This window comes from Candidatus Dormiibacterota bacterium (assembly GCA_036495095.1).
GTDB lineage: Bacteria > Chloroflexota > Dormibacteria > Aeolococcales > Aeolococcaceae > CF-96.
The window spans coordinates 1-19,342 of the sequence record DASXNK010000132.1 but is presented as its reverse complement, the minus strand read 5'-3'; the positions used below and the strand labels follow the sequence as shown (position 1 = coordinate 19,342).

Genomic DNA, 19,342 nt, shown 5'->3' with positions numbered 1-19,342 from the left:
GCATCGTACCAGCCGGGGTCGATAGACTGCCCCGCGCGATGGCCACCGCGACCTCAGCCGAACCGCTCGTCACCCCCTCCCCGCCGCCGTCCGGCGGTCGGGGCATGCGGCGTCACCTCAACCTGACCCGCGAGCTGGCGATGACGCAGTTCAAGCTGAAGTACACCGGGTCGGTGCTCGGCTACGTGTGGTCGCTGCTCAAGCCGCTGATGGTCTTCGCGATCATGTACGCGGTCTTCGACCGGCTGCTGCACGCGGGGGCGACGTCCGACCGCTTCACCCTGCAGCTGCTGGTCGGCATCGTCATCTGGACGTTCTTCTCCGAGACCACGGTCACCGCCGTCAACGCCATCGTGGTCAACGGCAACCTCATCAACAAGGCGTCGTTCCCGCGCGCCATCCTGGTGATCGCGTCGAGCCTGACCGCGCTGATGACGTTCGCCATCAACCTGACGCTGATCGTGCTGATCGCGGGCGGGGCGCGCCAGCTGTCGCTGGGCTGGCACTCGCTGCTCGCCGTGCCGCTGCTCCTCGAGCTCTACGCGCTGGTGATCGGGATCTCGCTGATCCTCTCCGCGCTCTTCGTCTTCTACCGCGACCTGGGGCACATCTGGGAGATCGTGACCCAGCTGATCTTCTACGGCTCCGCGGTGGTGTTCCCCCTCAGCCCGCGCTTCCTGTGCCACGCCGCGCCCGGCCAGCCCGCCCCGACGAGCTGCGGCGTGGTCCGGCTGATGGCCTCCAACCCGGTCGCGCAGATCATCGAGGACCTCCGCCACGCCCTGGTGACCCAGGACCCGCGGGTGCCCTGGACGGAGACCATCCTCGGCCCGGCGGTGGCGGTGCCGCTGCTGATCGTGGCCGCGGTGGTGGTGATCGGGGTGGTGCTCTTCCGCCGGCTCGCGCCGCACTTCTCGGAGAGCCTCTGAGCCGAGCCCCGGGTCAGGGGGCGGGCCGGAAGCCCCGCCACCGCCGGCGGAACCCGTGGTCGGCGCGGGCGAGCAGCTGCCGGTCGCCGCTGCTGTTGCCGTAGGCCCAGATCTCGGCGGGCTCGCCGCCGAGCCAGTCCTCGAGGCGGGCCACCTTGGCGGGCCCGCGGACGTTGCCGCCGCTGAGCCGGCCGGTCAGCCGCCCGCCGGCATCGATCTCGAGGCCGGTGGCGAGCACCGCGTCGACCCCGAGCGCCCGGCCCAGGGGGGCGAGGTAGAGGGCGGGCGAGGCGGACACGATCACCACCCGGTCGCCGCGGCGGCGGTGCCACTCCAGCCGCTCGAGCGCGGTGCGCGACATCCCCGAGCCGAGCAGGTGGCGGGCGAAGCCCTCGGCCACCGGCTGGACCTGCTCGAGCGGCAGCCCGGCGACGAGGCCGCGGAGCAGCGCCTCCTTGGCCCGGCCGCGCGAGATCACCCCGGCGCCGGCGGCGAGGATCAGCGGGAGCCGGGTGAGCACCACCCGGGCCAGCGCCCGGCCGCCGCAGAGGCGGTGCAGGAACGGCACCAGGCTGTCCCTCCGGCTCAGGGTGCCGTCGAAGTCGAACGCGGCCACCCGGCGAGTCATCGAGCCGAGGGTACCCCGAGGGCCCCGAACCGGTGCTAGCCCACCCCCCGGGCGACGGGATCGTCGAAGCTGGCGGAGAGGCTCACCGGCGGGGCGTCGCCGAACTCGCGCACCCGTCCCCAGGCGGTGAGGGTGTAGCCGCCGCCGGAGTCGATGACGCTGATGCCGCGGGCGATGTCCTGGCCCGCGAAGTAGGCGGTCGACGAGGCCGGCGGGGCGTCGCCGAGCGGGTGGATGCCGTTCCAACCGTCCACCACCCAGCCGCTGCGGCCGTCGGGACGCAGCGCCAGGCCGCGGGCGATGTCCCAGTTGGGCCAGTACCCGCTGGTCCGGATCACCGGGGCGCCACCGAAGGGATGGATCCCGCCCCAGCCGTCGAGGACGTAGCCGCTGACCCCGTCGGCACGGAGCGCGATCGAGCGGGCGATGTCCCAGTTCGGCCAGTAGGCGGTGGCCGCCACCGCCGGGGCGCCGCCGAAGGGATGGAGGCCGCCCCAGCCGTCGAGCACGTAGCCGCTGACCCCGTCGGGGCGCAGCCCGACGGCGCGGGCGATGTCCCAGCCCGGCCAGTAGGCGGAGGCCGCCACCGCCGGCGCCCTGCCGAATGGGTGGAGGCCGCCGTAGCCGTCGAGCACGTAGCCGCCGGTGCCCCCCGGCTGGACGGCGACGCCGCGGGCGATGTCCCAGCCCGGCCAGCTCACCGCCTGGGCCACCGGCGCGGCGCTGCCCCAGGGATGGACGCCGCCGTAGCCGTCGAGGGCGAAGCCGCCGGGCCCGTCGGCGCCCTTGAGGCCGCGGGGTGCCAGCGAGGCGCGCAGCCAGCCGATCACCGGCATCCCCAGCCGCGCCGGCATCGTGGTGCCGTCGATGGGCAGCCGCGCCCTGCCGCTGGGATTGGAGAGCCCCCAGTTCTGCTCGACGATGTCGACGTGGTCGCTCGCCGCGGCGGCGACGACGGCGACGTGCCCGGCGGGCGAGTTGGAGGTGCTGCCGAAGACCAGCAGGTCGCCGTACTGCGGGGCGACCGCGCCTCCGTTGGGGAGCTGCTGCCACGGGACCCTGAGCCGTGGCCCCACGTCCCACATCTGGTACGCGTAGGCGACCGGCCAGATCGGCTGCGCGCCGAAGCGCACCGACGCCCAGCGCTGGGCCAGCTCGACGCATTCGTACTCGAGGCCGTAGGTCTGCGCGGTGTCCTGATTGCCACCGCCGTTGCTGTACACGTTGAGGTCACCGAGCGCCGCAGACGCACCCGCCCAGTCGGCGCCGGCGACCAGCACCGTGCCATAGGGAACCGGCTGCGCGCCCGCCCATTGATGGGCCAGCAGCACCGGAGTCAGCACTGCGACAGAGACGGCAAGAACGTGGAGAAGGACGCGTCGGACGCGCATGACGGGGCGGACCCTAGCAGAGGCGGACGTGCACTCGTCGGGACGCAACCGAAACCGCATTGCGCCGTCACCGCGCGGAGACGGCGGTTGCGGCCACGGGTTTCGGTTACAGACGGCGGCACCGCGCGCCGGTTTCCGGACTGCCGGAGGGTGGGTCGCGGCCTCTCTCCGGCGCTGCCGCTCTGGTAGGCTGCCCGCGCTGTGCTGCAGGAGGACCGGGTCGACGTGGCCGCCCTGGTGGCCGAGGTGGAGGCCGAGGTCGCCCGGCGCCGGGCCGCCGGCGAGTACCCCGAGGAGCTGCTCGCCCGGCTCCGGGCCGGCTTCACGGTCGAGGAGGAGAGCGAGCCCCCCGAGGCGCTCGCCATCGTCGAGAGCAGCCGCCCGCTGCGCTCCAGCCGGCCGGTGGTGGGGCCCGCCGTGGTCTTCGGCAAGCGTGCCCTGCGCCGGCTGCTGAGCTGGTACATCCACCCCGCCGTCCACGACCAGAACCGCTTCAACCTCGCCCTCCTCCGGGAGCTCCGCGCCCTGGAGGCGAGGCTCGAGCGGCTCGAGCGGCAGGCCGGCGGGACCGGCCAGGACGGCGACGAGGCCCATGGGTGAGGCTCGCCTTCGTCACCCCCCGCTACGGACCGGAGATCCTCGGCGGGGCTGAGACCCAGGTCCGCGACTACGCCGAGCGGCTCGCCGCCGCCGGCCACCAGGTCGAGGTGATCACCAGCTGCGCCGTCGACCACCACACCTGGGCGGACGCGCTGCCCGCCGGCGACAGCAGCGTCGCCGGGGTGCGGGTGCGGCGCCATCGGGTGAGCCGTCCGCGCGACCATGCCCTCGCCGCCCGCCAGCAGCCGGTGCTCGACGCCGGGCTCAGCCTCGGCGAGGGCGGCGAGCGCGCCTGGGTCGAGAACACCGGGTTCAGCGAGCCGATGCTGGAGGCGATCGCGGCCACCGCTCCGCGGGTCGACGCGCTGCTCTTCGCCCCCTACCTGTTCGCCAGCACGGTGCTGGGGGCGGCGGTGCGGCCCGACCGCAGCCTGATCATCCCCTGCCTCCACGACGAGGCCTACGCCCGCTTCGCCCCGGTGCAGGCGACCCTGCGCGGCGCCGCCGGGCTGATCTTCAACACCGAGGCGGAGCGCGACCTCGCCGCCCGGCTGCTCGGCGGGCTGCCCCCGAACCGCGTGGTCGGCGAGGGCTTCGAGGCCTGCCCCGGGGTCGACGGCGCAGGCTTCCGCCGCCGCCACCGCATCGAGGGCGACGCCCTCGCCTACGCGGGCCGGCGCGAGCGCGGCAAGAACTACCACCTCGTCCTCGAGTACGTGACCCTCTACGGCCGGGCGCTGTCGCGGCGCGGGCCGGTCACCCTGCTCTCGATGGGGGGCGGCCCGCTGCAGCCCCCGGCGGCGGCCGGGTCGCTGGTGCACGACCTCGGCTTCGTCGCCCACGGGGAGATGCTGGACGCCCTCGCCGCCTCGCTCGCGAGCGTCCAGCTCTCGCGGATGGAGAGCTTCTCCCGGGTGCTGATGGAGGGCTGGCTGTCGGGAACCCCGGCGATCGTCGACGCCGGCTGCGCGGTCACCCGCGAGCACTGCGCGGAGAGCGGCGGCGGAGTCTGGGTGAGCTCGGCCGAGGAGTTCGCGGCGGTGGTCGACCGCCTCCGCGGCGACCCCGGGCTGCGCGCCGCCCTGGCCGGCGCCGGCCGCGGCTACGTGACCCGCCGCTACTCCTGGCCGGCGGTGCTCGGCCGGCTCGAGGCGGCGGTGCGGGAGCTGGCCGGCTGAGCGCCGCCGCCGTCCACCAGCTGCTCCCCGTGCTCTCCTACGGCGACGCCATCGGAGGGGCGGTGCTGCGGATGCGCGCGATGCTCCGCCGCCTCGGCTTCCGCTCGGAGATCTACGCCGACCTCATCGACCGACGCCTCGGACGCGAGGCCCGTCCCGCGGACGAGCTGCCGGGGCGGCTGGGACGGGGTGACGCCCTCCTCTACCACCTCTCCATCGGCTCCCCGCTCGCCCGGATGGTGGAGAGCACCCCGGCGCGGCGGGTGATCGTCTACCACAACATCACACCGCCGGACTTCTACCGGGGCACCAGCCCCCGGGTCGTCTACTGGCTGGAGCGGGGCGAGCGCGAGCTGCGGCGCCTGGTGCCGCTCGCCGACCTGGTGATCGGCGACTCCACCTACAACCTGGAGGCGCCGCTGGCGGCGGGGGCGCGGCGGCACGCGGTGGTGCCTCCCCCGGTCGACCTGCGCCGCCTGTCCCCGCGGCGGTCGCAGCCGGCGCAGCCGCCGGTGGTGCTCTTCGTCGGCAGGATCGCCCCCAACAAGCGCCAGGAGGAGCTGATCCGGGTGCTCGCGGCGCTCCGCGCCACCGCCGTGCCCGACGCCCGGCTGGTGCTGGCGGGCAGCGCCGACGACACCGGGGGCTACCTCGCCGGGCTGCGCCGCCACGCCGAGCGGCTCGGGGTCGCGGACGCGGTCGAGATCCCCGGGCGGCGGCTGACCGACGCCGAGCTCGGCGCCCACTACGCCTCCGCCGGCGTCTTCGCCTGCGCCAGCGACCACGAGGGCTTCTGCATCCCGCTGCTGGAGGCGATGGCCTTCTCGGTGCCGGTGGTCGCCCACGCCGCCGGGGCGGTGCCCGAGACCCTGGGCGGCGCCGGCCTGCTGGTGGGCGGCCGCGACCCGCTGGTGTGGGCCGGGCTGGTCGGCCGGGTGCTCGGCGACGAGCGGCTGCGCGACCGCATGGCGGCGGCGGGGCGGCTGCGGCTCGCCGACTTCTCCGAGGTGGCGATCACCCGGAGGCTCGAGGCCGCGCTCGCCGGGATCGGGGTCACCCCGCCGCCGCGGCCGAGGCCGAGGTGGGGGCGCTGAGCCGCCTGGTCATCGACGGGCGGGCGCTCCAGGACCGGTCCTCGGTGCGCGGCATCGGCACCTACGTGCGCGGCCTCTGCGAGGGGCTGGTGGGGCTGGGGGTGCGCCCCGCGCTGCTCCTCCGCGCCGGCGCGCCGCCGCCCCCGGAGCTGGAGCGGTGGGGGCTGTCCGGGGCGGCGGCGGTCCCGGTGCTGAAGCGGCGGCTCCAGCCGGTCGCCGACCACCTGCTGGTGATGCGCGCGCTGCACCGCCTCCGACCCACCCTGTACCACGCGGTGGAGTGGGCCCAGCCGCTGCGCTCGGCGGCGCCGGTGGTGGTCACCGTCCACGACCTCATCCCCTTCATCTACCCGCGCCTCTACCCCTGGATGCGGCGCGAGCGGCTGGCCGCGCTGCGCCTCCTCCGCCACGCCGACGCGGTGGTGGCGGTGAGCGAGTGCACCGCCGAGGACACCGTCCGTCTCGCCCGGGTCGACCCCGGCCGGATCACCGTGGTGCCCCACGGCGTCGCCGCCGCCTTCGCCCCGGCGCCCGCCGCCGCGGTCGACGCGGTGCGCGCCCGGCTGGGGCTGGAGGGGCCGTACCTGCTGTCGGTCGGCACCTTCGACCCGCGCAAGCGTGTGGACCTGCTGATGGAGGCGGCGGCGCGGCTCGAGGGTCTCACCCTGGTGGTGGCCGGCGACCAGGGTGCCTACGCCGGCGCCGTGGCCGCCGCGGCGGCGCGCGCCGGCGTCGCCGCGCGCACCCTGGTCACCGGCCACCTGCCGGCGGGTGAGCTGGTGGCGCTCTACAGCGGCGCCGAATGCCTGCTGTTCACCTCCGGATACGAGGGCTTCGGCCTGCCCCTGCTCGAGGCGATGGCGTGCGGCACCCCGGCGGTGGCCTTCCGCAACTCCGCGCTCGGCGAGGTGGGCGGCAGCGCCGCTCTGCTCGTCGACGACGGCGACACCGCCGCGCTCGCGGCGGCGGCCCGGCGGCTCGTCGACGACTCCGGTGAGCGTGCCGAGCGGGTCGCCGCGGGCCGGGAGTGGGCGGCCGGCTTCACCTGGGAGGCCACCGCCCGGCGCACCCTCGAGGTGTACCGCAGCCTGCATGGAGTGTGACGAACCCATGCCACAGGTTGTGAGCACTGCGGTGGACAGCTACCATGCACGGCGCCACCCACCCCACCCGGTCCTCGTCATCTGGGTCCCCGCATGAAGCACCACGTCTCCGCACCGCCGACCCGTCTTCGCAGGGCCGCCGCCGTGACCGCGCTCACCGCCGTGCTCACCGCCGCCGTGCTCGGGCTGGTGCGCGCCACCGGTCAGAGCGCCCCCCCGACGCCGGGGATGCACGACCCCGGGGTCGGCGTGCACGCCCTCCAGGAGCGGCAGTTCGGCGCCGCCGTCGCCGCGCCCGCCACCGCGCTGCGGATGTCGCCGATGCAGACCACAACTCGGGCGGCCACCACCGCCACCCCGGCCGCGGTCGGCGGCCCGGCGCGCGAGATGCTCGGCTTCGCGCCCTACTGGGACCTGGCGAACTGGAGGCAGTGGCAGCTGTCCCGGCTCTCCACCATCGCGTACTTCGGGGTCACCCTCGACGGCAACGGCAATCCCATCAACGACGCCGGCTGGACCGGGTGGCAGGGCCAGCAGCTCACCGACCTGGTGAGCGCGGCGCACGCCGCCGGGGTGCGGGTGCTGGTGACGGTGAAGTGCTTCGACCAGCCCTCCATCGCCTCCATCGTCAGCGTCCCCAGCCACGCCCAGACCGCGATCTCCACCGCCGTCTCCCTGGCCCGGCAGCGCGGCCTCGACGGCGTCGACATCGACTTCGAGGGCGCCGCGTCGGCCACCTACCCGACCATCGCCCAGGACCTCACCCGCTTCATGGGCGCGCTCACCGCACAGACCCACGCCGCCATCGGCGGCAGCGAGGTGGTCATCGACACCTACTCGGGCTCGGCGAGCTGGGACGGTGGGCTCTTCAACATCGGCGCGCTCGCCCCCAATGTCGATGCCATCTTCGTGATGGCCTACGACATGAACTTCGACAACACCCCGCAGCACGCCTCCGCGGACGCCCCGCTGAACGGCTGGACCTACAACGACACCACCCTGGTGGGGCAGTACCTGAGCAAGGCGCCGGCATCGAAGATCATCCTCGGCATCCCCTACTACGGCTACAAGTGGGACGTCGCCGGGCCCATCCCCAACGCCCCCGACAGCGGCTCCGCGCAGGCCCAGACGTACAGCGGCACCTTCGACGACTTCGCCTGCGCCCAGCAGCTCACCCGGCAGTGGGACGCCACCGCGGCGACCCCGTGGGCCACCTGGTACTCGCCCGCGACCGGCGACCCCTGCGGCGCCAACCACAACAGCTGGCGGGAGCTGTACTACGAGGACGTCACCTCGATCGGCGCCAAGTACGACCTCGCCAACCGGTCGAACCTGCGCGGCGCGGGCATCTGGGCGCTCGGCTACGACGACGGCCGCACCGAGCTGTGGGACCTGATCGGCGGCCATGTCAACGTGTCCCACGCCCCGGTGGCCCACGTCACCGCGCCGGCCGGACCGGTGGGCAGCACCGACGTCGCCGTCACCTGGGGGGTCGACGCCGGCAGCGTTCCGGCCACCTCGTACCGGATCTGGTCACGGCAGGACGGTGGCGACTGGGTGGCGTGGCTCACCACCGCGGCGACCTCGGCGACGTTCCACGGCTTCGCCGGTCACGGCTACGGCTTCTACGCCGAGGCCTTCGGCGCCGGCGGCCATGGCTCGGGGGCGCCCAACGCGGCCACCCCGGTGCAGGCGAGCACCCAGATCGCGGCCAACGCCGCCCGCTCCCTGCCCTTCACCGGGCTGTACGCGGTCGACGGCTACGGCGTCCTCCATCCCGGCTCCTCCCCGCCGATGACCACCTCCGCCTCCTGGCCGGGGTGGAACATCGCCCGCGGCCTGGCGATGGCCCCGGGCGGGCAGAGCGGCCAGGTGCTCGACGGGTTCGGCGGCCTCCACCCCGTCGGCGGCGCGCCCTGGCTGCCCGGCACCGCCTACTGGCCGGGGTGGGACATCGCCCGCGGCCTGGCCCTCGCCCCCGGCGGGCAGGGCGGTTACGTGCTCGACGGCTGGGGCGGCCTCCATCCCTTCGGCAACGCCCCCGGGCTGAGCGGCAGCGCCTACTGGCCGCGCTGGGACATCGCCCGCGCCATCACCCTGAACGCCTGTGACCCCTCCGGCCGGGGCGGCTGGGTGCTCGACGGCTGGGGCGGCATCCATCCCTTCGGCAGCGCCCCCGGGCTGGGCGGCACCGCCTACTGGCCGAGATGGGACATCGCCCGCGCGATCGTGAGCACCTGCACCCAGGGACGGCCCGGCGGCTACGTCCTCGACGGCTGGGGCGGCATCCATCCCTTCGGCAGCGCGCCGACGCTGAGCGGCAGCGCCTACTGGCCGAACTGGGACATCGCCCGTGGCATCGCCGTCCTCCCCGGGGGCGGCGGCGGCTACGTCGTCGACGGCTGGGGCGGCTTCCACCCCTTCGGCGGCGCCCCCAACGTCGACGGCCCGGTGTACACCCCCGGCCACGACCTGGTCCGCGGCGCCATCGCGAGCTGAGTCCCCCTCCGTTCTGCGGGTGAGCGCAGAGAGCCAGGGAGTGCAGAATGCCCCGGTGCCGGAGAGCGAGCGTCGGCTGCGCATCGTCACCCCGCGTTTCGGCGAGGCCGTGGTGGGTGGCGCCGAGTGGGTGGCCCGCGAGCTGGCGCTGCGCCTCGCCGCCGCCGGCTGGGTGGTCGAGGTCTTCACCACCTGCGCCGTCGACGCGGTGAGCTGGCGCAACCGGGAGCCGGCCGGCACCGGGCGCGACGGCCCGGTGACCGTGCACCGCTTCCCCACCGCCATCCGTCGCCCTCCCCGCCTCTTCCACCAGCTCAGCCGGGTGCTCTTCCGGCTGCCCCCGCGGCTCCGCCCGGAGGCGTTGTGGGTGGCCCTCCAGGGCCCCTACGCCCCCGGGCTGGTGCGCGCCCTCGCCGCCGCCCCGGCGGCGCCCACCCTCTTCCTCCCCTACCTCTACCACCCGGTGCTGCGGGGCGCCCCGCGCAGCCGCGGCGCCCGGCTGCTGATGCCCGCCGCCCACGAGGAGCGCCCCCTCGGCCTGCGCTCGGTGGCCCGGCTGGTCGACGCGATCGACGGCTTCCTCTACGCCACCCCCGAGGAGCGGACCCTGCTCGAGTCCGCGCATCCCGCGGCCGCGGAGCGGGCCTGGCGGGTCGGCAACGTCGGCCTGGAGGCGCCCGTGGACGTCGACCCGGCCCGGGCGCGGGCGCGGCTGGGGCTGACCGGGGCCTACCTGCTCCACGCCGGCCGCGCCGCCACCGGCAAGGGGATCGACGAGCTGCTGACCGCCCTGGCGCTGCTCCGTCGCAGCCACCCGGACGCCACCCTGGTGCTCGCCGGCGACGCCGGGGCGGCCGCCGGCGCCCAGCCCGGGGTGGTGCGCGCCGGCCGGCTGGAGCGGTCGCTGCTCTGGGACGCGGTGGCGGGAGCGGCGGCGGTGGTGGTGCCGAGCTTCCTCGAGAGCCAGTCGCTGCTCGCCGTCGAGGCCTGGGCGGTGGGGCGCCCGGCGCTGCTGAACGGCGCGTCGCCGGCGCTCGCCGGCCAGGCCGGGCGCAGCGGGGGGGCGGTCCTCTACCACGGGCCCGCCGAGCTCGCCGCCGCCGCCGCCGGCCTGCTCGACGACCCCGACCGCGCCGCCGCCCTGGGGGCCTCGGGCCGCCGCTTCGTGGAGAGCCGCTACCGGTGGGAGGCGGTGCTCGCCGGGATCGCCACCCTGGTCGACGAGGCGGAACGCCGGTCGCCGCTCCGGCGCTGATCCCGTATCATGCGGCGCCGCGCGCGGAGACGGCCGTGAACGTGGAGGAGCCGAGCTGAGCACCGCTCTCATCACCGGGATCACCGGCCAGGACGGCACCTACCTGGCCCAGCTGCTGCTGGAGAAGGGCTACACAGTGCACGGCCTGGTGCGCGGCCAGAACAATCCGCGGCTGGCGATGGTCGAGCGGCTCTGCCCGGGCATCGAGTTCGCCGAGGGCGACCTGCTCGACCAGTCCTCGCTGATCGCCGCGCTGGAGACGTGCCAGCCCGACGAGGTCTACAACCTCGGTGCGATCAGCTTCGTCGGCCTCTCCTTCAAGCAGGCATCGCTCACCGGCGAGATCACCGGCCTCGGTGTCGTCCGCATGCTCGACGCGATCCGCACCGTGAACTCCAACATCCGCTTCTACCAGGCGTCGAGCAGCGAGATGTTCGGCAAGGTGCGCGAGACCCCGCAGACCGAGACCACCCCCTTCCATCCCCGCTCGCCGTACGGCGTGGCCAAGGTGTACGGCCACTACATCACCGTGAACTACCGCGAGAGCTACGGCATGTACGCCTGCAGCGGGATCCTGTTCAACCATGAGTCGGAGCGGCGCGGCCTCGAGTTCGTCACCCGGAAGATCACCAACGCGGTGGCGAAGATCAAGCTGGGCCTGCAGAAGCAGCTCTCGCTGGGCACGATGACCTCGCAGCGCGACTGGGGCTTCGCCGGCGACTACGTGCGGGCGATGCACCTGATGCTCCAGCAGGACGCCCCCGACGACTACGTCATCGCCACCGGCGAGACCCACAGCGTCGAGGAGTTCTGCGCGCTCGCATTCGCCCATGTCGGGCTCGACTGGCACGACCACGTCGTCACCGACGAGAAGTTCATGCGACCCGCCGAGGTCGACCTGCTCATCGGTGACGCCACCAAGGCGCGCCAGAAGCTCGGCTGGACCACCACGGTGAGCTTCTCCGAGCTGGTGGCGCGGATGGTCGACAGCGACCTCGCCGCCCACCGCGCCGCGCTCAGCCAGGGCGTCGCCGGCGGCTGACCCGGCGGCGACGCCCCTGCCCTGACCGGCCCGGCGTCAGCGGCGCTCGGTGCGCCCCGAGACCGCGTCGCGCATCCGGTCGACCACCGCGGCCGCCTTGCCGGCCGTCGCCTGCACCAGCGGGTTGGCGGGGGTGTTCGGGTGCGGGCGGGTCGGCGCCGCCTTCTTGGCCTTGTTCATCAGGGTGCCGACCTCGTTGAGCCGGGTCTTGGTGAGCGCCTCCCGCACCTTGGGGAAGAGCTCGTTCTCCTCCTCCTCGACGTGGTCGCCGATGAGCTTCTCGAGGCGCTGCATCTTCTCCGCGTAGGCCTTGGTGTGGGCCTTGTCGATCATCTCGTCGAGCTTGGCGAGGACCTGCTTCGCCTCCTGGTGCTCCTCGATCCCGTGATCGACCATGTCGGCGGCCTCGGGGACCTCCTTCTTCACCATCGGGTAGAAGAACTCCTCCTCGATCGCGGCGTGGATCGAGAGCTCGCGGATGACGCCCTCGGCCGCCGTCCTCCTGGTCTCGTCGTCGCCGCCGTCGAACTGGCTGAAGAGCTCCTCGACGGCGCGGTGGTCGCGGGTGAGCAGCTCGATGGCATCCATGCGGGGTGGCCTCCCAGAAAGGTGACGGTCACTTTACGTGATAGCTACCATATCAGCATGTACCCTCGGCGAAGGGTCGCCGGGTCCACACCCCACGGAGACACGCCATGGGCGACCACGAGACCGGCATCCCCCCGCAGCAGCAGGAGTACCCCGGGCGCACCGACGCGATGCGTCCTCGCCCCCGCGACGAGATGGCCGACTACCGCGGCACCGGCCAGCTCGAGGGCCGGGTGGCGCTGGTCACCGGCGGCGACTCCGGCATCGGCCGCGCGGTGGCGGTGGCCTTCGCCAAGGAGGGTGCGGACGTCGCCGTCGCCTACCTCTGCGAGGACGATGACGCCGAGCACACCGGGCGGCTGATCGAGACGGCGGGGCGGCGAGCGCTGCTCATCCGCGGCGACCTCAGCACCGAGCCCGCCTGCCGCGACGCGGTGCGGCGCACCGTCGAGGGACTGGGCCACCTCGACATCCTGGTCAACAACATCGCCTACCAGGCACCGGTCCAGTCACCGGAGGAGATCAGCACCGAGCAGTGGGACCGGACCTTCCGGACCAACATCTACAGCTACTTCTGGATGACCCGCGAGGCACTGCCCCACCTGCCCCGGGGCGCGGCGATCATCAACACCAGCTCGATCAACGGCCTCCGCGGCAACCGCACCCTCATCGATTACGCCGCCACCAAGGGCGCGGTGAACGCGCTCACCTACTCGCTCGCCCAGGCGCTGGTCGATCGCCGCATCCGCGTCAACGCGGTGGCCCCGGGCCCGGTGTGGACGCCGCTCATCCCCTCCACCATGCCCGAGGAGAGGGTCGCCGGCTTCGGCGAGCAGGTGCCGATGAAGGAGGCGGCGCACCCCGACGACATCGCACCCTCGTACGTGTTCCTCGCCTCCGAGCGCCTCTCCGCGTTCTACAGCGGTGAGGTGCTGGCTCCGGTGGGGGGCGAGACCATGCCCGGCTGAGCGCCGTCCGCCCTCGCCGGCGAGGATTCCCAGCGCCCGGTGGCGCGACCCACGATCCGGGCGTGCGGGCCTCCCTCGGTCCACCAGGCGATGGTGCGGCCGAGCCCGTCCTCGAGGCTGGTCTGCGGCTGCCAGTCGAGGAGCCGCTTCGCCGTGGAGATGTCGGGCCGGCGGCGGCGCGGATCGTCGACGGGCAGCGGCCGGTGGACCGGCGCGCTCGGGCTGGCGGTGATCCGGCGGATCATGTCGGCGAGCTCGAGGACGGTGATCTCGCTGGGGTTGCCCAGGTTCACCGGCAGGTGGTAGTCGGAGTAGAGAAGCCGCACCAGGCCGTCCACGAGGTCGTCGATGTAGCACAGGCTGCGGGTCTGGGAGCCGTCGCCGAACACGGTCATCGGCTCGCCGGCCAGCGCCTGGCCGATGAAGGCGGGCACCGCGCGCCCGTCGTTGCGGCGCATCCGCGGCCCGAACGTGTTGAAGATGCGGGCGATGCGGGTGTCGAGGCCGTGGGCGTTGTGATACGCCATCACGAAGGTCTCGGCGGCGCGCTTGGCCTCGTCGTACACCCCCCGGGGACCGACCGGGTTGACGTTCCCCCAGTAGTCCTCGGGCTGCGGGTGCACCTCCGGGTCGCCGTACACCTCGCTGGTCGAGGCCAGCAGGAAGCGGGCGTTCTTCGCCTTGGCCAGGCCCAGCGCCTTGTGGGTCCCCAGCGTGCCCACCTTGAGCGTCTCGATCGGCATCTGCGCGTAGTCGATCGGCGATGCGGGCGACGCGAAGTGGAGGATCGCGTCGACCTCGCCCTCGACGTAGAGGTACTCGGTGACGTCGTAGTGGCGGAACGAGAAGCGCGAGTTGCTGAGCAGGTGCGCGATGTTGTCGGCGCTCCCCGTCAGCAGGTTGTCGAGGCACACCACGGTGAGCCCACGGTGGAGCAGCCGGTCGCACAGGTGCGACCCGATGAAGCCCGCACCGCCGGTGATGACCACCCTGCGCACCGCCGCCCCTCCAACCGCGGGCCCGCCCGGCCCGGCGCCGAGCATGATGGCACGGTCAGTCGCCGGCGTGGGGAGGGGAGACGCCGGCGCTCACCGCGGTCTCGACCGAACCGTTCTGCGGCCGCCCGGGCTCGACCTCGAAGACGGCGGAGGGCGGTGAGCCGGGCGCCGGCGTCACCGCGCCGGCCGGCGGCCGCCACCGCCGGTAGCGGACAAGGGTGCGCAGCGCCTTGAGCCCATCGGTCGCGGTGAGCTTCTTGCCCTCCTCGCGCGAGCGTGCCGCGTAGCCGATCGGCACCTCGTACACGCGGTGGCCCATGCGCAGCAGCTTGGCGGTGATCTCGGGCTCCATGTCGAAGCCGCGCGCGCGCAGACCGAGGGAGAGGGCGACGTCGCGGGGCATCACCTTGTAGCCGGTCTCCATGTCGGAGAGGTAGCAGTTGTACAGGAGGTTGGTGGCGAGGGTCACCAGCCGGTTGCCCATGACGTACCAGAAGGAGTACGCGGTGTGGCTGCTGAACGCCCGGCTGCCGAAGACCACCTGCGCCCTGCCGCTGCGAATCGGCTCGAGCAGTCGCGGGTAGTCCGCGGGGTCGTACTCCAGGTCGGCGTCCTGGATGACCACCACCTCGCCGCGGGCCTCCCCCAGCGCGGTGCGGATCGCGGCGCCCTTGCCCTGGTTGCGGGCGTGGCGGAACGCGCGCACCCGTGAGCCGTCGGCGCGCGCCTGCATGATCTCCCAGGTGCGGTCGGTCGAGCCGTCGTCGACGAGCACCACCTCGAGCGACACATCCACCGCCAGGACGGCGTCGAGGATCCGCTCGAGGGTGCGTTGCTCGTTGAGTGCGGGCACGAGGACCGACAGGTACGGGGTCGGGCTCGCGTTCTGGCTCACGTCTGTGTCCCGGTGGCGCGCCTGCGGCGGCGCCCGCACTCTACACGACGCCGGAGGCCGATGGCGGGCGCTCGAACCGGCCCTCGGAGTGGCTCGCGACGATGATAGAGTGCCCCGGCCGTGGCCACGACGACCGCCCTCCCGCTGGAACCGGCCACCCCCGAGCGGGAGCTCTCGGTGCCGCGGCCGCGGCGGCGGCGGCCGGGTGTGGCGACCGCGATGCTGGCGGTCTACCTCCTGCTCGCGGTCGCGCTGCTCGCCGGCACCTGGCTCGCCGCCGAGCCCAGCTGGGCCGGGGTGGACGCCGACGCGCCCCTGTTCGCGTGGTACCTGCGCTGGACGCCGTTCGCGGTGACCCACGGCCACAGCCCGCTGTTCACCGACTACCTGCACTTCCCCGACGGCGCCAACCTCATGTGGAACACGTCGATCCCCCTGCCCGCGCTGGTGATGTGGCCGGTGACCGCGCTGCTCGGACCGCTGGTCGCCTACAACGCGCTGGCGACGCTGGCGCTGGCACTCTCGGCGTGGTGCGCGTTCCTCGCCATCCGCCGCTACACCACCAGCACCGTCGCCGCCGCGGTCGGCGGCCTGCTCTACGGCTTCAGCCCGTACATGCTGATGCAGGCCCGCGGTCACCTCCACCTGAGCATCGCCGTGCTCCCGCCGCTGCTGCTGCTGATCGCCGACGAGATGCTGATCCGGCAGCGGGTCTCCAGCAGGGTGCTGGGCGCGGCGCTCGGCGTCCTCGTCGCCGCCCAGCTGCTCATCGGCGAGGAGCTGGTCGCCGCCGGCGCGCTGGTGGGCGCGATCGGGGTGGCGCTGCTGGCGCTGCTGAACCCCTCCGAGGTGCGGCGTCGCGCCCCCCACGCCGCGCGGGTGCTGGGGGTGGCGGTCCTGGTCGCCGTGGTGCTCTCCGCGTATCCGCTCGGGGTGCAGTTCCTCGGGCCGCAGCGGGTCGGTGGCCTCCTCCAGCCCCGCGACACCTTCGTCGCCGACCTCACCTCCTTCGTGGTCCCCAACGACGTGGAGCTGCTGCCCGTCCTCGGCCGGTTCCCGGCCCTCGACTCCGCCCCCTACGTCGGCATCCCGCTGCTGCTCCTGCTGGCGGTGTCTCTGGTCGTGCTCCGCCGCCACCGGGTGGTCGTCCTCGCCACCCTGCTCGGCCTGGTGGTGGCGGTGCTCTCGATGGGTCCACGGCTGCACCTCGGAGGCAGGCCGACGTCGATCCACCTCCCCTGGAGGGTGGTCGGCGGGCTGCCGCTGATGGAGAACGTCCTCCCCATCCGGCTGATGGTCTTCACCTACCTGCTGATCGGCGTGGTGATCGCCGTGCTCCTCGGACGCGCGCTGGGTGCCCGGTCGCGGCGGTGGCGCGGCGCCGGCGTCCTCGCCGTGGTCGTCGCGCTGCTGCCCCTCCTCCCCGCCCTCCCCTTCCCGAGCACCCCGGCGCGGGTCCCCGCCTTCTTCACCGGCGCGGCGGTGACCCGGATCCCCGAGGGATCCTCGGTGCTGGTGACCCCGTACTACGAGCTGCGGCCGATGCTGTGGCAGGCCGAGGCGGGGATGCGCTACCGCACCCGGCAGGGCGGCGTCTTCACACCCGGGCCGTACTTCAACGCCCCCACCTCGCCGCTGTCCTCCGAGCTCGCGGCCCTCGACGGCGGGCTGGCGGCGCCTCCCGCGACCCTCTCGGAGGCGCAGCGGGCGCCCTACCTGGAGGCGCTCGCCGCGGGGAGGGTCGGCACGGTGGTGGTCGGCCCCTCACCCGGGAGCGCGGGCCTGGCGCGCTTCTTCGAGGTGCTGCTGGGGCGGCCTCCGGAGGTCACCGGCGGGGTCGCGGTGTGGTGGGACGTCCACCCCTGAGGACCGGGGCGGCTCAGCCCGCGGCGGCGCCGCGGACCAGGTTGCGGCCGGGGGTGTACACCGGACCGTCGACGTTGGGGGCGCCGCCGAAGGGGTGGAAGCCGCCCCAGCCGTCGACGACGTAGCCGCCGCCGCCACCGGGGAGCACGGAGATGCCACGGGCGATGTCCCAGTTCGGCCAGTAGGCGCTGCCGGTCAGCACCGGGGCGCTGCCGAAGGGATGGATGCCACCCCAGCCGTCGAGGACGTAGCCGCCGGGGGTTCCCTGGGTGCAGGTGCTCACGATCGCCCGGGCGATGTCCCAGTTCGGCCAGTAGGCGGTGCCGGCGAGCCCGGGGGCGCTGCCGAAGGGATGGATGCCGCCCCAGCCGTCGAGCACCCAGCCGCCCCGGCCCGAGGGGTCGCAGGCGTTCAGGGCGATGCCGCGGGCGATGTCCCACCCCGGCCAGTAGGCGGTGCCGGCCAGCCCGGGCGCGTTGCCGACGGAGTGGAGGCCGCCCCAGCCGTCGACCACGTAGCCACCCTGGCCGTCCGGGGCGACGGCGAGGCCGCGGGCGATGTCCCAGCCGTTCCAGTACGCGCTCGCCGCCAGGCCCGGCGGCATCGCCCCGGTGGCCCCGAACGGGTGCAGCCCGCCGTAGCCGTCGAGCACGTAGCCGCCCTCGCCCCCGGGCGCCAGCGCCAGGCCGCGGGCGATGCTCCACCCCGGCCACTCGGCGGTGGTGGCCAGCGGCGGCGAGGAGCCGGGGTGGAGGGCGCCGTAGGCGTCGACCGCGTAGAGGCCGGTGAAGGGACCGGTCTGCGCCGAGCCGGAGACCGAGGTGGTGGCGTCGCCGAGGCCGTTGGGCGGGCCGCTGTCGAACCGCCCGTTGTGCACCTCGGCATGGAAGGTGTACGTGTGCCCGGGGAAGCCGTGGAAGGTGGCGCTGGTCGCGGAGGTGTCGGTCCACCGCACCCAGGGGCCCGAGTTGTCCTGCACCCACAGGGTGTAGGAGCCGACCATCACCCCGGCGCCCGGCGACCAGGAGACGCCGAAGGCGGCGCTGCCGGTGCTCGAGGGGGCGCTGACCAGGGCGGGGGCGACGAGGCCGCCGACCAGGCTGCCGAGACCGGTGGGACCGTCGTACGCGGGCCCGGCGTTGCAGAGGAGGCTGGGGCTGCAGGAGACCCCGGCGGGGTGGGTGTTGGCGGTGACGTCGCTGATCGAGCCGGCGTTCTGGTAGAAGGCCTGGGCCCCGGGGGCGTAGTAGCCGAGCCCGCCGCTCAGCGCCCAGGCCCCGGCGATGAAGGGCGCGGCGGCGCTGGTGCCTCCGATCGGCATCCAGCCGCCCGCGGCGCTGTCGTAGACGGCGACGCCGGTGCTGAGATCGCTGACCGCGGAGACGTCGGCGACGGCGCGGCCGTTGTTGGGGCAGCCCACGTCGGCCTGCCAGGAGGGCCTCTGCTCGTAGCGGCTGCAGCCGCTTCCCGCCCCGGTGGGAGCGGTCGAGCCGCCGCAGCTGTTGGGGTCGGCGGTCGCCCCGACCCAGGCGGTCTCACGCCACCCCCGCAGGTTGCCGCTGGGGAGGAGCGTGGTGCCGCCCACGGCGGTGACGTAGGGCGAGGCCGCCGGGTAGCTGGTCCCGTAGCCGCAGTCCCCGGTGGCCGCCGTGAACGCGATGCCGGAGCGGTTGAAGAGGTAGTCGTGGTTGAGCTCGTCGGGGTTCTCGGTCATCCCGAAGCTCATGCTCACCTCGGTGGCGCCGCTGTCGATCGCCCGCTGGATGGCGGGATAGATGTCGCCGAAGCTGTCGGAGCGGGCCTCGACGAGGATGAGCCCGCACCGGGGGCACCCTGCCGACGCCGTGTCGAGGTCGAGCGAGGTCTCGATGTCCCAGCCGTAGGTGTTCGAGCCGCCGCCCATGTCGATCTTGCGGAAGCAGCCGTTCGCGGTGGTGCAGGGCGGCAGGTTGAAGCGGGCCCGATAGGCGGCGAGGTCGGCCTCGGCCGAGGTGGTGTCGAAGGCGTCGATGACGGCGATCACCTGGCCGCTGCCGCTGCTCACCGGCAGCGCATAGGCGGCCTGGAGGTCGCTCGGGGTGTAGCCACCGGCGGGCGCCGAGGTGGCCGCCGGGCGAACCCGGCCGCTCTGATCGCGGCTGACGTGCATCCGAGCGAAGCAGCTGGCGTGCTGGGCGCGGACCTGTCCGCAGGCCGGCGCGGCCACCGTGACGGCGGCGGTGGCGGCCGCGGCGACGGTGGCGCCGGGGACCGCCGCGGAGGCCGGTGACATCCCCAGGGCGAGGGCGGCGAGGGCCGTCAGCACCGC

The 19,342-nt window shown here is 74.2% G+C and carries 16 protein-coding genes; 10 read left to right on the top strand and 6 right to left on the bottom strand.

The features are described 5' to 3' along the window. Positions 1–38 precede the first annotated feature (38 nt). Positions 39–929, top strand: a complete 891-nt coding sequence (locus tag VGL20_13785; GenBank protein ID HEY2704750.1) for an ABC transporter permease — start codon at positions 39–41, stop codon at positions 927–929. 13 nt (positions 930–942) lie between these two features. Here the strand turns inward: VGL20_13785 and VGL20_13780 are convergent, their stop codons facing one another. Then, positions 943–1,557, bottom strand: a complete 615-nt coding sequence (locus VGL20_13780; protein ID HEY2704749.1) for an HAD-IB family hydrolase — start codon at positions 1,555–1,557, stop codon at positions 943–945. A gap of 35 nt (positions 1,558–1,592) precedes the next feature. After that, on the bottom strand, positions 1,593–2,948 hold the full coding sequence (locus tag VGL20_13775; protein HEY2704748.1) for a CHAP domain-containing protein: 1,356 nt from the start codon (positions 2,946–2,948) through the stop codon (positions 1,593–1,595). A 201-nt stretch (positions 2,949–3,149) separates the two neighbouring features. On the opposite strand from VGL20_13775, the gene VGL20_13770 reads away from it, so the two are divergent. From VGL20_13770 to gmd, 7 genes are all read left to right on the top strand, one after another. Beyond that, the gene (locus tag VGL20_13770) at positions 3,150–3,548 is read left to right on the top strand and encodes a hypothetical protein (GenBank protein ID HEY2704747.1); all 399 of its coding nucleotides are present in this window, start codon (positions 3,150–3,152) and stop codon (positions 3,546–3,548) included. Continuing rightward, positions 3,545–4,726, top strand: coding sequence for a glycosyltransferase family 4 protein (locus VGL20_13765; protein HEY2704746.1), 1,182 nt, complete (start codon positions 3,545–3,547; stop codon positions 4,724–4,726). Before VGL20_13770 ends, VGL20_13765 begins: the two co-directional genes overlap by 4 nt. Before the next feature lie 29 nt (positions 4,727–4,755). Next, positions 4,756–5,820 carry a glycosyltransferase family 4 protein gene (locus VGL20_13760; GenBank protein HEY2704745.1) on the top strand — a complete coding sequence of 355 codons (1,065 nt, stop codon included), beginning with the start codon at positions 4,756–4,758 and terminating at the stop codon, positions 5,818–5,820. Beyond that, complete coding sequence (locus VGL20_13755; GenBank protein ID HEY2704744.1) at positions 5,808–6,923, top strand: glycosyltransferase family 1 protein; 1,116 nt, start codon at positions 5,808–5,810, stop codon at positions 6,921–6,923. Before VGL20_13760 ends, VGL20_13755 begins: the two co-directional genes overlap by 13 nt. Before the next feature lie 144 nt (positions 6,924–7,067). Beyond that, a complete protein-coding gene (locus tag VGL20_13750; protein HEY2704743.1) occupies positions 7,068–9,422 on the top strand; it encodes a glycosyl hydrolase family 18 protein in 2,355 nt (784 codons plus the stop codon). Positions 9,423–9,477: 55 nt separating this feature from the next. After that, positions 9,478–10,677 carry a glycosyltransferase gene (locus VGL20_13745; GenBank protein HEY2704742.1) on the top strand — a complete coding sequence of 400 codons (1,200 nt, stop codon included), beginning with the start codon at positions 9,478–9,480 and terminating at the stop codon, positions 10,675–10,677. Between the two features lie 55 nt (positions 10,678–10,732). Then, positions 10,733–11,719, top strand: coding sequence for a GDP-mannose 4,6-dehydratase (gene gmd, locus VGL20_13740; protein ID HEY2704741.1), 987 nt, complete (start codon positions 10,733–10,735; stop codon positions 11,717–11,719). A gap of 36 nt (positions 11,720–11,755) precedes the next feature. Here the strand turns inward: gmd and VGL20_13735 are convergent, their stop codons facing one another. Continuing rightward, on the bottom strand, positions 11,756–12,307 hold the full coding sequence (locus VGL20_13735; protein ID HEY2704740.1) for a hemerythrin domain-containing protein: 552 nt from the start codon (positions 12,305–12,307) through the stop codon (positions 11,756–11,758). 107 nt (positions 12,308–12,414) lie between these two features. On the opposite strand from VGL20_13735, the gene VGL20_13730 reads away from it, so the two are divergent. Beyond that, the gene (locus tag VGL20_13730; protein HEY2704739.1) at positions 12,415–13,275 is read left to right on the top strand and encodes an SDR family oxidoreductase; all 861 of its coding nucleotides are present in this window, start codon (positions 12,415–12,417) and stop codon (positions 13,273–13,275) included. Here the strand turns inward: VGL20_13730 and VGL20_13725 are convergent. Continuing rightward, positions 13,224–14,273: a UDP-glucuronic acid decarboxylase family protein gene (locus VGL20_13725; GenBank protein HEY2704738.1), complete on the bottom strand. Its 1,050-nt coding sequence runs from the start codon at positions 14,271–14,273 to the stop codon at positions 13,224–13,226. The genes VGL20_13730 and VGL20_13725 overlap by 52 nt on opposite strands. 55 nt (positions 14,274–14,328) lie before the next feature. Further along, entirely contained in the window at positions 14,329–15,168 is an 840-nt protein-coding gene (locus VGL20_13720) for a glycosyltransferase family 2 protein (protein ID HEY2704737.1), read from the bottom strand. 120 nt (positions 15,169–15,288) lie between these two features. Here VGL20_13720 and VGL20_13715 point away from each other — a divergent pair, with 120 nt between their 5' ends. Then, positions 15,289–17,034: a hypothetical protein gene (locus VGL20_13715; protein ID HEY2704736.1), complete on the top strand. Its 1,746-nt coding sequence runs from the start codon at positions 15,289–15,291 to the stop codon at positions 17,032–17,034. Positions 17,035–17,047: 13 nt separating this feature from the next. Here VGL20_13715 and VGL20_13710 read toward each other — a convergent pair. Further along, the coding region (locus tag VGL20_13710; protein ID HEY2704735.1) for a S8 family serine peptidase at positions 17,048–19,342 on the bottom strand (2,295 nt) is incomplete at its 5' end.

Bases quoted from the DNA above. Each gene is read 5' to 3' on its own strand.
- VGL20_13785 (HEY2704750.1), top strand. From the start codon at position 39: ATGGCCACCGCGACCTCAGCCGAACCGCTCGTCACCCCCTCCCCGCCG.
- VGL20_13780 (HEY2704749.1), bottom strand. From the start codon at position 1,557: ATGACTCGCCGGGTGGCCGCGTTCGACTTCGACGGCACCCTGAGCCGG.
- VGL20_13775 (HEY2704748.1), bottom strand. From the start codon at position 2,948: ATGCGCGTCCGACGCGTCCTTCTCCACGTTCTTGCCGTCTCTGTCGCA.
- VGL20_13735 (HEY2704740.1), bottom strand. From the start codon at position 12,307: ATGGATGCCATCGAGCTGCTCACCCGCGACCACCGCGCCGTCGAGGAG.
- VGL20_13730 (HEY2704739.1), top strand. From the start codon at position 12,415: ATGGGCGACCACGAGACCGGCATCCCCCCGCAGCAGCAGGAGTACCCC.